This window comes from Rhodococcus sp. Chr-9, from assembly GCF_000801125.1.
In the GTDB taxonomy this organism is placed as follows: Bacteria; Actinomycetota; Actinomycetes; order Mycobacteriales; family Mycobacteriaceae; genus Rhodococcus; species Rhodococcus pyridinivorans.
In genome coordinates this window covers 55,706-68,405 of the sequence record NZ_JTIZ01000140.1, presented here as the reverse complement: position 1 = coordinate 68,405, position 12,700 = coordinate 55,706, and the positions used below count along the sequence as shown (strand labels likewise).

Here is a 12,700-nt window from a genome sequence, read left to right as displayed (position 1 = left end):
GAATGAAGTGATCGGTGCTGCACGACAGTACCGGTTCGGGTGGGAGGTCACATGGACGACGACACGCTCACCGTCGCCTGCAAGTACGGCGAAGTCCGGGGGTATCGCGACGGCGAGGCCTACGTCTGGAAGGGCATCCCGTACGCAGCCCCGACCGGTTCCCGGCGGTTTCGGGCGCCGCTACCGCCGGAACCGTGGGACGGCGTCCTCGACGGCGCACGGTTCGGACCGATAGCTCCGCAGAGCCGACAGAGCCCGATCGGGATCGACCCCGAGATGACGTTGAGCGAGGACTGTCTCTCGCTCAACATCTGGGCGCCGTCGCCCGACGGACGCCGACGCCCCGTCATGGTCTGGATCCACGGTGGCGCCTACGTGCTCGGTTACTCCGGTCAGAAGATCTACGACGGCCGAAACCTGTGCGAGAGCGGCGATGTCGTGATCGTCACGATCAACTACCGGCTCGGCGCGCTCGGCTTCCTCGACCTGTCGTCCTTCTCCACGCCCGGGACCACCTTCGAATCCAACGTCGGCCTCCGGGACCAGATCGCCGCCCTCGAATGGGTGCGCGACTGCATCGCCGACTTCGGTGGCGATCCGGACTGCGTGACGCTCTTCGGCGAATCGTCGGGTGCGGGGTCGATCACCACGCTCATGACGGTCCCGAAAGCCAAGGGCCTCTTCCATCGTGCGATCGCCCAGTCGCCGCCCGCCACCTCGGTGTACGGCAGCGACCGTGCCGCGACCGTTGCACAGCGCTTCCTCGAGATCCTCGACCTGTCGCCGTCCCGGGCCGCCGAACTACTCACGATGTCGACCGACACGCTGGTCGAGGCGTCGGAGGTGCTCGTCGCCGAGACTCCGACGAAGGTGCCGGGGACGCTCGCCATGACACCGGTCGTCGACCGCGGCCTGGTGCCGAAATATCCGGTCGCGGCCTTCCAGAAGGGGCTGTCGCACCGGATCCCGCTGATCATCGGCTCGAACAAGGACGAGCCGTCCATCTTCCGCTTCATGAAGTCCCCGCTGATGCCCGTCGACGACACGGCGGTGCAGGCCATGTTGGCGGCGTTGGCCGACGACCGGACGGATCTGCCTGCCGAGCGACTCGCCGAGATCGTCGCGGCGTATCCCGACCTGCCCAAACCCATCGGGGCGATGGCGCTCTCGCGCGACGCCGGTTTCCGCATGCCGGTGCTGTGGGTCGCCGAAGCGCACAGCGCGCATTCGCCGACCTGGGTGTACCGCTTCGACCACGCCACCCCGATGCTCAAGGCCGCCCGGATCGGAGCCGGGCACGCGACCGAATTGCCATATGTCTTCNTTCTGGCTCGGCGGCCGCAAGGCCGCCGGTGAGGTCTCCGGTCGTGTGCAGCGGCGCTGGTTCGCGTTCGCGCACCACGGTGTGCCGGCGGCACTGGACGGTTCGAAGCACTGGCCGCAGTACGAGGCGGAGGAACGCTCGACCCTGCTCATCGACTCCACGGACAGGGTCGAGTCGGATCCGGACGGCGAGATGCGCCGGGTCTGGGGTACCGAGGTCATGGCCTTCACCTGAGCGCGCCCGTGCACCGGTGCGGCACGTGCTCCGATGGCACATGCCGTGAGATGACACATACGGTGCGTTGATCGGGTTGAACACGTGTGCAATCCTTGAAACGTGCATTCAACCGCCGCCGGTGACGACCTCACCACCCGTGCACGGATCCGCGACGCTGCCATCCGGTGCATCGCCGCGTACGGGGTCGGCGTGCCGCTGCGGACCATCGCCGCCGAGTGCGGCGTCAGCGCCTCGCTGATCGTGCACCATTTCGGATCCCGCGCCGGATTGAAGGAACACTGCGACCGGTACGTGCTCGACGGGATCCGGCAGGCGAAGAGTGCCGTCCTCGACCCGAAGGTCGGACCGGCCGCGCTGAACGACCAGATGGAACACATCGAGAACTACGCGACCACGGTCGCCTACCTCTTCCGCACCCTCCGGACCGGCGGCGCCCCCGCCGCCGACTTCCTCGACCGGCTCGTCGCCGACACCGAGGCCTATCTCGAGGAGGCTGTGGCCGCCGGAACCGTGCGGCCCAGCCGGTTCCCCTCCGAACGAGCACGTGCCCTCATCTCGTTCAGCGTCGGCGCCGTGCTCATGGACCTTCCCGGTCCCGACGAATACCTCGACCTCGAAACCTTTCCTGCCAGGCTGCGCGCCTACACCGAACGCCTCGCGCTGCCGATGCTCGAGCTCTACACCGAGCCGTTGCTGACGGACTCGACCCTTCTCGACGCCTGTCTGGCAGCGCGTGAGGCACCCCCCGACTCCTGACGGAGGAAAGATGGACACCCCTCTTATCGAAATCCGCGACATCGTCAAGACATTCGGAACCACCAGAGCTCTCGACGGGTTCTCGATGACCGTCGAACGCGGCACCGTCGCGGGATTCCTCGGACCGAACGGCGCCGGCAAGTCCACGGCGATCCGCGTGCTGCTCGGAATGCTGCGTGCCGATTCCGGCACCGCCCGTGTCCTCGGATTCGACCCGTGGACCGACGCCGTCGCGATCCACCGCCGACTCGCGTACGTGCCCGGCGACACGAATCTGTGGCCCACCCTCACCGGGGGCGAGATCATCGACGTCCTCACCCGCATCCGCGGGGGAGAGGCGCGCACGCGTCGTCGCGCCGAACTCCTCGAACGGTTCGAACTCGACCCGACGAAGAAGGCCCGCACCTACTCGAAAGGCAACCGGCAGAAGGTCGCACTCGTCGCCGCCCTCGCATCGGACGCCGAGCTCTACCTGCTCGACGAACCCACTTCGGGTCTCGACCCGCTCATGGAGGCGGTCTTCACCGACGAGGTGCGAGGGCTCCGCGACCGCGGCGCGACCGTGCTGCTGTCCAGCCACATCCTCGCCGAGGTCGAGAAGCTCTGCGACACGGTGACGATCATCCGGGCCGGACGCGACGTCGAGACCGGCACCCTCGCACAACTGCGGCACCTGACCCGCTCGTCCGTGCGGGCCACGACCGCCGCCCCTGCCGAGCGACTGGCCGGGCTCTCCGGAGTCCACGACCTCTCCACCGACGACGGCAGGCTCGCGTTCGACGTCGACAACACCGCCCTCGCACCGGTCCTGCAGGAACTCGCCGGACTCGGCGTCGAGAACCTCACCATCACACCCCCGTCACTCGAAGAGCTGTTCATGCGGCACTACGGCGACACCTTCGACACCGGTGACGGGAACGGTGCCGGTGCTGGTGCCGTGGAGGAGGTGTCCTCATGATGACCACGACGACACCGACAGCAGTGCCGACCCCGAGCGGTACCTCCGCGACGTCCGCGGCACCGTTCACCGGGCTCGGCACACTGCTGCGGTTCTACCTGCGGTTGGACCGCGTGCGGATCACCGTCTGGACCCTCGCGCTCGCCCTCACGGTGTGGTCGACCGTCCTCAGCCTGGCCGCGGTCTATCCCGACGAGGCCTCCCGGCAGGCCCGCGCGGCCCTGCTGGAGAATCCGGCAGCCGTGCTCATGACGGGACCGGCCTACGGGATCGACAACTACACGCTCGGGGCGATGACTGCGAACGAGCTGAGTCTGACCGTCTTCGTCGCGACGGCGATCATGAGCATCCTGCTCGTCGTCAGGCATACCCGAGCGCAGGAGGAATCCGGCCGGCTCGAACTCCTGCGGGCTCTGCCCGTCGGGGCCTACGCCCCGCCGGCGGCCGCCCTGCTGTTGGTCTCGGTCGCGAATCTCGTGGTGGGTACCGGCATCACCGTCGCGCTCATCGCCGGCGGGCTCGATGTCGTCGGCTCGATCGCCTTCGGTGTGGCCTCCGCCGTCACCGGGGTGCTCTTCGGCGCAGTCGCCGCGGTGACCGCCCAGTTCGGCGAGCACTCCCGCTCGGCCACGGGCACCGCGCTCGCAGTGCTCGCCGCGGCCTTCTTCGTCCGCGGAGCCGGCGACATCATCGAGGCCACCGGGTCGTGGCTGTCGTGGCTCTCGCCGATCGCCTGGGCCCAGCAGACCCGGCTCTACGTCGACGAGCGGTGGTGGCCGCTGCTGTTGTCCGTCGCCACGACGGTCGTGCTGCTCACCGTCGCCGTTGCGCTGTCGCGGCGCCGCGACCTCGGAGCCGGTCTACGGGCGCCGAAACCAGGCCCCGCCGAGGCCGATTCCGCGTTGCTCGGTTCGGTGGGGTTGATCCGGCGCCTGCTGCGCGGAGCGTTCGTGGGATGGCTGACGGGACTGGTGCTGTTCGGTGTCGCGATGGGCGCCCTCGCCAGTTCCGTGGAGGATCTCATCGACGAGATGCCTCAGGTGCTGGACATGGTCGGCGTGGATCCCGACGCCCTCACCGCCTCCTTCGCCGGGATGATGCTGATGTTCCTCGCCCTCGGCGCCACCGCCTTCGGTGTGTCCGCGGTGGTGCGAATGCGCAGCGAGGAGGACGGCGGACGGTCCGGTCTCGTGATCATCACCGGAACCGGGCGCAGCGCATGGCTGTCCGCGGCACTCGGTGTGATCGTCGTCCAGACGGTCGTGGCGCTGCTCGTCTCCGGCGCCGCGACCGGACTGGGGGTCGCATTCGCGGTGGGCGACTGGGCGTGGGTGCTGCGGATGATCGCGGCGTCCCTGGCCTACGCGCCGGCGGCGATCCTCGTCGTCGCCGTGGCGTTCGCGCTGCTGGGCTGCGTGCCGCGCGCGACCGGGCTGGTGTGGGTGCTGGTCGTGTGGACGGTGTTCGTCGCGTGGCTCGGCGAGATGCTCGACCTACCCGACGAACTCGTCGCACTGTCGCCGTTCTCGCACATCCCGCTGGTGCCCGCAGAGAACGCGACGGCGATGCCGCTGATCATCCAGGCGGTCGCGGCAGTGCTGCTCGTCGCAGCGGCGATCGTGGGTTTCCGCCGCCGCGACGTGCAGGTGTGACGGATCAGTTGCGGTATTCGGGATGTTCGGAGACGAACTTCTCGACGTACGAGCAGGACGTACCGATCTTCAGTCCCTGCTTCTTGGTCTCGTCGAGGGCGTGCTTCACCACGATCCCGGCGAGACCCTTACCGCGGAACTGCGGGTCGGTGACGGTGTGGTCGAAGTCCCGCAGGTCGCCGTGCTGCGTGTAGTCGGCGTAGGCCGCGAGGTCGTCGCCGAGATAGAGCGCGAAGCGGGCCTTGTCGGCGTCGTGCTCGATCCGGGGTTCGGTGCCGTCGATGTTCTGCGTCATGATGTCACCGTACTCGGGGCGTGCTCTGGAGGAGTGTCGACGACGATCGCGTCGTCGTCGGTCAACGCCACGTGCTCGACGCCGTGCTCGCGCAGGTATCGCAGGGTCCGCTGTATCCCGTCGTCGGCCAGCATCGAGTCGCCGGCGTGCGGCACGATCGCGTGCTCGACCCAGCCGAGTCCGTCCCACACCACCGGGATACCGCAGGTCGCGGCGACCTCGTCGGGGTCGTCGGAGAACTCGATGCCGCGCAGCGACGGTGTCGCGACACAGGCCCCGGCGCTGTAGCCCCCGTACACGAGACGGTTGCTGCGCACCAGATCCGTGAGCACGGCGTCGCCTCCGCTGCGGGCCAATTGCGCTCGCAGGACGAAGGTGTTGCCGCCGCGCACCCACACGGACGTGAAGCCCGACAGTCGCTGCCGCAGCGAGTCGGGATCGTCGAGGTGATCGCGCAGATCCACCTCCTCCGGAGCGAAGCCGAGCGACCGCAGCGGGCCCATCTCGCTCGTGACCGCCGCCGCGCGGGCGGAGGCCGGCCACGCGTCGGCGGCGTTCGCGATCACCGCGATCCGGCCCGGCGCCACCAGACGGACGAAGGTGTCCGGGTCGGCGCCGAACCGGTAGGAGGACAGGAACAGCCGCACGACGTCAGATCGTGAACGCGAGGTTGTCGACGATGCGGCGCCCGACCTCGGTGTCGCCGCCGAGGGTGATCTCGTCGATTCGGTCCTCGGCGCGCACGCGTCCTCCGGCGAGCCGAACGAACAGTCCCGAGTCCATCGCGATCGTCGTGGTGGCCGGTTCGGAGAGGGCCGGGACCTCGGTTGCCCGTCCGTGCACCTCGACGTGGACGGTGCGTGCGAGGGGACCGGAGAGTTCGATCGTGATGCGTGCTCCCTCGGGGGCCTTGCCGCGCTTGCCCACGATGAACGGAACCGCACCGAAGACCTCCGCGGATCCGAGTTCGGCACGCGGGCCGCCCTCGCTGCCCGTCCTGCCGAGAGCGTCGCAGATGTCGAGTTCGTGGAGCCAGCAGTCGAACACGCGGATCCGCATGAAGCGTCCGTAGGGCGCCGGCCCGACGGGAGTGTTCGACTGCTTCCCGAAGTCCGCCTGTGTCATCGCGCCGAGTTGCTCCGTGCGCAGGGCGACGATCTCCCGGTAGCGCTCGAGCACGTCCGGGCCGGGGACGGGACGCAGCGACTCCACCCACAGCTCGTTGAAGGCCGCGATGTCGTTGCGGACGTGGTCGAACGAGCGCACGTCGCGTTCGACGCGCGGAGCCTCGATGCCCGCGAGCATCGACTCGGTGCCGATGAGATGCGCGGTGATGTCCTTGACGGTCCATCCCGGCAGGCAGGTGGCGGCGTTCCACTCGTCCTCGGTCGGTCCCGAGAGCAGGTCGTCGATCACGGCGAACTGCTCGAGCAGCAGCGGCCGGATCGTGTCGATCGGGAACTCGGCAGCGGAGGTATCGGGGGTGGTGTCGGGCTGCGATGTCACTGGTGCTCCTCGGCGGTGAGACGTTCGAGACCGGCGCGGATGAGTGCCGCGGTGGTCTCGGGGTCGTGGGGTCGACGGCGGACCAGACCGATACCCATCCGGACACGGTCGCCGTTCCAGCGGGGCAGGACGTGCAGGTGGGTGTGGAAGACGGTCTGGAAGGCTGCCCGTCCGTCGTTCAGGACGAGATTGGTTCCGTCGGTGGCGAGTTCGGAACGGGTCATCGCCCGGGCGATCCGCTGTCCGGCGCGGAAGACGGCCGCGCCCGACGCCGGATCGAGGTTCTCGAGGCGTGCGGCGTGCACGCGCGGGATCACGAGGGTGTGCCCGCGCGCGATCGGCCGGATGTCGAGGAAGGCCACGACCTCGTCGTCCTCGTACACCCGTGTCGCCGGACCGCTGCCGTCGGCTATGGCGCAGAACACACAGGAACTCACCGGGTCACCTTAACGCGGTGTGTCGGTCCCGATCCTCAGCGCGTCGACGAGTGCGGGAAGACCCACGGCGGCCGTGGTGCGCCAGACGTGGTCGACCTGATCGCTCAGATCGGTCTCGCGCGGATCGATCTGCACCACCGGCACGCCGTGACTGCGCGCGAGCGACGGCAGGCCGGCCGCCGGGTGGACGACACCCGAGGTGCCGACGACCAGCAGCAGGTCGGCATCGCGCAGGGACTCGGTCGCGGTCTCCCACGGTTCCTGCGGCAGCATCTCGCCGAACCACACGACGCCCGGCCGGCCGTCGCCTCCGCACGCGGGGCACGACGGCGGATCGAGACGGGCGACGGGATCCTCCGGCGGATCGGGGAGGTCGACGGCACGCTCGCACCGGCTGCACCGCGGGGCGAACAGGCTTCCGTGCAGATGGGTGACCTCGGGGCTTCCGGCCCGCTCGTGGAGGTCGTCGACGTTCTGCGTCACGATCTGCACATGCGCCGCCCGTGCCCAGTCGGTGAGGGCCCGGTGTCCGGCATTGGGTTGTACGCGCCGGACGAGCGCGACCCGCCACTGGTACCAGGCCCAGACCGTCGCGGGATCGTCCGCCCACGCCGCTGGTGTGGCGAGGGCGGTGGCGTCGAAGTTCTCCCACAGTCCGGTCTGCGCATCGCGGAAGGTGGGGACACCGCTCTCGGCGGACATCCCGGCGCCGGTGAGGACGGCGACGCGGCGGGCCGAGCGGGCGAGGTCGAGGACGGGTTCCGGCACGTTCATGGGGCCAGGTTAGGTGCTCGGGTCAGGAGGGATCCGGGATCGGGTGCTCCCTGCCGCATCGCGGGCACGGTTCCTCCTCGGAGGTGAGCATCGCCCCGCAGTCGGGGCAGAGGAGATGGAGCCAGCAGACCGGGTCGCCGCCGAGGTCGGCCGTGCCGGGGTCGTCGTCGACCGTGAAGTCGGCGGGCGTGTCGTTCGCGGGGTCCTTCCGAGGTTCGTGTGTCACGGACACCCCCTACGCGGGCTGCCGGACGAGCGCAAAGGCCGGGTCCGGTGACCGAGTATCTGAATCGATTCCGAAGTGTTCTGAATCGGTACACACCGCCGTTCGGTACACACGGAACGAATCTGTTTGCACTCCGCCTTCTTTCGCATCGGGGGCCGCTCCCGGGCCGTTTTCGGGACCGATTCCGATCGTCCTACACGGTCTTGCTCACCGGAGGAAAATGGCATTTGTGAGGTGAGCTGCCTCACAAACTTGCGCCGTCTTGCTGTTCGGACTCGATTCAGATGATCTGACCAGGTTGCGAGGTCACGGGAGGGCACGGTAGGTCTGCTTAAGCCTTTCAGTGCATGACAGGCCGTCACATGGCCTTCGATAACGCATCTTTCGCCGCCGATCGCGGCACGACGCGCACTTTCATCGACGCAGGAGTCAAGAATTGAGTACCGAAGGATCGAACACGGGGAGCGGAGCGCACCGCCGTCCGACCGTCGGCGTGGTTCGTGAGACGAACGACGGGGAACGGCGGGTCGCGCTCGTGCCGAAGATCGTGCCCTCCTTGATCGGCAAGGGTCTCGACGTCGTCGTCGAGTCCGGTGCCGGCCAGGGCGCGCTGATTCCGGATGCGGCCTACAAGGAAGCCGGCGCGACCGTCGGCGACGCCTGGTCCGCCGACATCGTCGTCAAGGTCGCTCCGCCGAGCGACGCCGAGATCGCCCACCTGAAGTCCGGCCAGCGCCTGATCGGCTTCCTCGCCCCGCGCAACGCAGACAACCAGATCGGCGCCCTCACGCAGGCCGGAGTCGAGGCGTACGCCGTCGAGGCCATTCCGCGTATCTCCCGCGCGCAGGTCATGGATGCCCTGTCGTCGCAGGCGAACGTCGCCGGCTACAAGGCCGTGCTGGTCGCGGCGAGCGAATCCACCCGCTTCTTCCCGATGCTCACCACCGCCGCCGGCACCGTGAAGCCGGCGACCGTGCTGGTGCTCGGGGTGGGCGTCGCGGGTCTGCAGGCGCTGGCCACGGCGAAGCGTCTCGGTGGCCGCACCACCGGTTACGACGTGCGTCCCGAGGTCGCCGACCAGGTCCGGTCGGTCGGTGCCCAGTGGCTCGACCTCGGCATCGACGCCGCGGGTGAGGGCGGCTACGCACGCGAGCTCACCGAGGCCGAGCGGGCCCAGCAGCAGCAGGCGCTCGAAGACGCCATCAAGGGCTTCGACGTCGTCATCACCACAGCGCTCGTGCCCGGCCGCCCGGCGCCGCGCCTGGTGACCGCCGCCGCGGTCGAGGGGATGAAGCCGGGTTCGGTCATCGTCGACCTCGCCGGCGAGACCGGCGGCAACTGCGAACTCACCGAGCCGGGGCAGACCGTCGTCAAGCACGACGTCACCATCTGCTCGCCGCTCAACCTGCCCGCGACGATGCCGGAGCATGCCTCCGAGCTCTACTCGAAGAACGTGTACGCGCTGATCGAGCTGCTCCTCGACGAGTCGGGTGCCCTGGCCCCGGACTTCTCCGACGAGATCCTCGAGGCCGCCTGCGTGACGCGTTCGAAGGAGAACTCCTAGATGTACAACGAACTACTCGCGAACATCGCGATTCTGGTCCTGGCCGGATTCGTCGGTTTCGCCGTCATCTCCAAGGTGCCGAACACGCTGCACACGCCGCTGATGTCGGGCACCAACGCGATCCACGGCATCGTCGTGCTCGGCGCTCTCGTCGTGCTCGGTCATCTCCCCGGTGATGCCCACTGGGGCATCAAGATCATCCTGTTCGTCGCTCTGGTCTTCGGCACCCTGAACGTCGTCGGTGGCTTCGTCGTCACCGACCGCATGCTCGGGATGTTCAAGCAGCGCAAGGACTCCCCGGCTGCACAGAAGAAGGGGGCTGACGCCTGATGGGCTACCTCGTCTCGGTCCTGTACATCATCGCCTTCGCGATGTTCATCTACGGTCTGTCGGGTCTGACGGGCCCGAAGACCGCAGTCCGCGGCAACTACATCGCCGCCGTCGGTATGTTCATCGCGGTCGTCGCGGTGCTCATCGACATCCGGGAGACGGAGAACTGGGGTCTGATCATCGGCGGTCTGGCCGTCGGCATCATCCTCGGCGTCCCGCCGGCACTGAAGACCAAGATGACGGCAATGCCGCAGCTGGTCGCGCTGTTCAACGGCGTCGGTGGTGGCACCGTCGCACTCATCGCGTGGGCCGAATACCTCGAGTCCACCAGCTTCACGACGTTGGACGACGACCCGACCGTGGTCATGATCGTCGGTTCACTGTTCGCCGCGATCATCGGCTCGATCTCGTTCTGGGGTTCGCTCGTCGCCTTCGCGAAGCTGCAGGAACTGCTGAACAAGACTCTCGAGCGCAAGCTCGTCGCGTCGGCGAAGCTGTTCCAGCTGGCCAACATCGTCCTCGTCCTCGCGTCGATCGCCATCGCCGTCTACATCGGCATCAGCGCCGACGGTGACCCGCTGGCCTCGTGGTGGATCCTGGCGCTGCTCATTGCCGCCGGTCTGATGGGTCTGTTCGTCGTGCTGCCGATCGGTGGCGCCGACATGCCGGTCGTCATCTCGCTGCTCAATGCCCTGACGGGTCTGTCGGCAGCAGCCGCCGGTCTCGCGCTGAACAACCAGGCCATGATCGTCGCGGGCATGATCGTCGGTGCTTCGGGCACGATCCTGACCAACCTCATGGCCAAGGCCATGAACCGGTCGATCCCCGCGATCGTCTTCGGCGCCTTCGGTGGCGGCGAGGCGGCGGCCGGTGTGGCCTCGGCGTCGGGTGGCACGGTCAAGGCCACCTCGGCCTCGGACGCCGCCATCCAGATGGCGTACGCCAACCAGGTCATCGTCGTCCCCGGCTACGGTCTGGCCGTCGCCCAGGCGCAGCACGCCGTCAAGGAGATGGCGGCGCTGCTCGAGGACCGCGGTGTCGAGGTCAAGTACGCGATCCACCCGGTCGCCGGTCGTATGCCCGGCCACATGAACGTCCTGCTCGCCGAGGCCGACGTCGAATACGACGCGATGAAGGAGATGGACGACATCAACGGCGAGTTCGGCCGCACCGATGTCACCATCGTCATCGGCGCGAACGACGTCACCAACCCGGCTGCCCGCCTGGACTCGACGAGCCCGATCTACGGCATGCCGATCCTCAACGTCGACCAGTCGAAGTCGGTCATCGTGCTCAAGCGCTCGATGAGCTCCGGTTACGCCGGTATCGACAACCCGCTGTTCACCGCCGACAACACGTCGATGCTGTTCGGTGACGCGAAGAAGATGGTCTCGGAGGTCACCGAGGAACTGAAGGCCCTGTAGGCCTTCCGGACCTGTCGCTGCTCCGTCACGGCGCCCACGCGGATCACCGCGTGGGCGCCGTCGGCGTCAGTACGGGAGCCAGCAGTGCGGCGAGGAGCACGCATGCGAGCGGTACGACCATCGCCGTCGTGAGGGAGGTCGCCTCGGCGATCCACCCGATGCACGCAGGGCCGGCCAGGAAACCCAGATAACCCAGACCGACGACGCGGGACATGTTCGCGCCGGGGGATCCCGAATCGAGATTGCCCGCGGCGCTGAACAGCTGCGGGAGGGCACCGGACAACCCCAGGCCGAACAATGCCCATCCGGCGAGTGTGAGGACCAGCCACGGCGACAGTGCCACGGCGCCGATCCCGACCGCGGCGACCAGCGTTCCGTACCGGATGACGGCGGCGCTGCCGAACCGGGCGGTGACCCGGTCGGCGACGAAGCGCCCGATCGTCATGGTCGCCGAGAACGCACCGAACGCGAGCGCGGCCACCGACTCCGGGCTGCCGAGCCGTTCCTGCACCTGCAGCGCGCTCCAGTCGTTCGCGACCCCCTCGCACAGCATCAGCGCGAACGCCACACCTCCGAGCAGCACCACGCGGCGCGAGTAACCGGCCCGGGGCCCCGGTGACGACGATCGGATCGGCGGCTCCGTCCGGACGAGGCGCGGCCCCGCCCGGCCCACCACCGCGGCCGCGACGACCCCGGCGACCGCGAGCGTGAGCGCGGGGCGAACCCCGGCGGCCAGGGCGGCCGCGCCCACCAGCGACCCGGCGATCCCGCCCGCGGAGAACAACCCGTGGAAGGCCGACATGATCGGTCGCCGGTACCGCTGTTCGACCACGACCGCCTGGGAGTTCATCGACACGTCCAGCGCGCCGTTCGCGAAACCGAACACTGCGAGAGCGAGTCCGAGCTGCCACGGCGCCGCGGCCAGGCCCGGCCCGACCACCGTCAGGGACAACATCAGAGCGAAGACGATCGTCGTGCGGTGGCTACCGATCAGGTCGGCGAGCCGACCCGTCACGTGCATCCCGCCGAGCGCCCCGAGGGCGAGCAGCAACAGCAACGATCCGAGTGCCGCGTGATCGATGCCCACCCGTTCCCGGATCGCCGGGATGTGGACGACCCACAGGGCGAGCAGGAAGCCGTTGAGCCCGAAGATCGCGAACACCGCCGCCCGGGCGTGCGTGAGCCGGTCCGTCGTCCGTTGCGAATCCACCACGTGG

Annotated in this window: 13 protein-coding genes and 2 pseudogenes; 8 read left to right on the top strand and 7 right to left on the bottom strand. The window is 68.6% G+C overall.

Features of this window, described 5'->3' with window-relative positions:
- Window positions 1-51 precede the first annotated feature (51 nt).
- The 5 genes and pseudogenes from QR64_RS24835 to QR64_RS24820 form a co-directional block, all read left to right on the top strand.
- Window positions 52-1,323 (top strand): annotated as a pseudogene (locus tag QR64_RS24835) (carboxylesterase/lipase family protein); the annotation flags it as partial.
- Between the two features lies 1 nt (window position 1,324).
- A pseudogene (locus QR64_RS28530) lies at window positions 1,325-1,558 on the top strand (carboxylesterase family protein); the annotation flags it as partial.
- Window positions 1,559-1,660: 102 nt separating this feature from the next.
- Window positions 1,661-2,317 (top strand): TetR/AcrR family transcriptional regulator, encoded by a 657-nt coding sequence (locus QR64_RS24830; RefSeq protein WP_006552906.1) that lies wholly within the window; start codon window positions 1,661-1,663, stop codon window positions 2,315-2,317.
- A 10-nt stretch (window positions 2,318-2,327) separates the two neighbouring features.
- A complete protein-coding gene (locus QR64_RS24825) occupies window positions 2,328-3,275 on the top strand; it encodes an ABC transporter ATP-binding protein (protein WP_039587762.1) in 948 nt (315 codons plus the stop codon).
- Window positions 3,272-4,927, top strand: a complete 1,656-nt coding sequence (locus tag QR64_RS24820) for an ABC transporter permease (protein WP_230810636.1) — start codon at window positions 3,272-3,274, stop codon at window positions 4,925-4,927. Before QR64_RS24825 ends, QR64_RS24820 begins: the two co-directional genes overlap by 4 nt.
- Window positions 4,928-4,931: 4 nt before the next feature.
- Here QR64_RS24820 and QR64_RS24815 read toward each other — a convergent pair whose 3' ends face one another.
- Genes QR64_RS24815 through QR64_RS27105 form a run of 6 tightly spaced genes read right to left on the bottom strand, consistent with a single transcriptional unit; the run spans window position 4,932 to window position 8,165 of the window.
- Entirely contained in the window at window positions 4,932-5,222 is a 291-nt protein-coding gene (locus tag QR64_RS24815) for a GNAT family N-acetyltransferase (RefSeq protein WP_006552909.1), read from the bottom strand.
- Complete coding sequence (locus tag QR64_RS24810; protein ID WP_039587760.1) at window positions 5,219-5,869, bottom strand: Type 1 glutamine amidotransferase-like domain-containing protein; 651 nt, start codon at window positions 5,867-5,869, stop codon at window positions 5,219-5,221. The genes QR64_RS24815 and QR64_RS24810 overlap by 4 nt, the downstream gene beginning before the upstream one ends.
- Window positions 5,870-5,873: 4 nt before the next feature.
- On the bottom strand, window positions 5,874-6,728 hold the full coding sequence (locus QR64_RS24805) for a maleylpyruvate isomerase family mycothiol-dependent enzyme (RefSeq protein WP_039587759.1): 855 nt from the start codon (window positions 6,726-6,728) through the stop codon (window positions 5,874-5,876).
- Complete coding sequence (locus tag QR64_RS24800) at window positions 6,725-7,165, bottom strand: HIT family protein (protein WP_052227421.1); 441 nt, start codon at window positions 7,163-7,165, stop codon at window positions 6,725-6,727. Before QR64_RS24800 ends, QR64_RS24805 begins: the two co-directional genes overlap by 4 nt.
- Window positions 7,166-7,174: 9 nt before the next feature.
- A complete protein-coding gene (locus tag QR64_RS24795) occupies window positions 7,175-7,939 on the bottom strand; it encodes an SIR2 family NAD-dependent protein deacylase (protein WP_039587756.1) in 765 nt (254 codons plus the stop codon).
- Between the two features lie 22 nt (window positions 7,940-7,961).
- Window positions 7,962-8,165 (bottom strand): hypothetical protein, encoded by a 204-nt coding sequence (locus tag QR64_RS27105; RefSeq protein ID WP_006552914.1) that lies wholly within the window; start codon window positions 8,163-8,165, stop codon window positions 7,962-7,964.
- Window positions 8,166-8,601: 436 nt separating this feature from the next.
- Between QR64_RS27105 and QR64_RS24785 the strand changes: the two genes are divergently transcribed.
- From QR64_RS24785 to QR64_RS24775, 3 genes are read left to right on the top strand one after another with little or no spacing between them, the layout of a single operon-like run.
- On the top strand, window positions 8,602-9,729 hold the full coding sequence (locus QR64_RS24785; protein ID WP_006552915.1) for a Re/Si-specific NAD(P)(+) transhydrogenase subunit alpha: 1,128 nt from the start codon (window positions 8,602-8,604) through the stop codon (window positions 9,727-9,729).
- Entirely contained in the window at window positions 9,730-10,059 is a 330-nt protein-coding gene (locus QR64_RS24780; protein ID WP_006552916.1) for an NAD(P) transhydrogenase subunit alpha, read from the top strand. It begins immediately after the preceding gene.
- Complete coding sequence (locus QR64_RS24775; protein WP_033097995.1) at window positions 10,059-11,483, top strand: NAD(P)(+) transhydrogenase (Re/Si-specific) subunit beta; 1,425 nt, start codon at window positions 10,059-10,061, stop codon at window positions 11,481-11,483. The genes QR64_RS24780 and QR64_RS24775 overlap by 1 nt, the downstream gene beginning before the upstream one ends.
- A gap of 43 nt (window positions 11,484-11,526) precedes the next feature.
- Here the strand turns inward: QR64_RS24775 and QR64_RS24770 are convergent, their stop codons facing one another.
- Window positions 11,527-12,696: an MFS transporter gene (locus tag QR64_RS24770; RefSeq protein WP_081263462.1), complete on the bottom strand. Its 1,170-nt coding sequence runs from the start codon at window positions 12,694-12,696 to the stop codon at window positions 11,527-11,529.
- Between the last annotated feature and the right edge of the window lie 4 nt (window positions 12,697-12,700).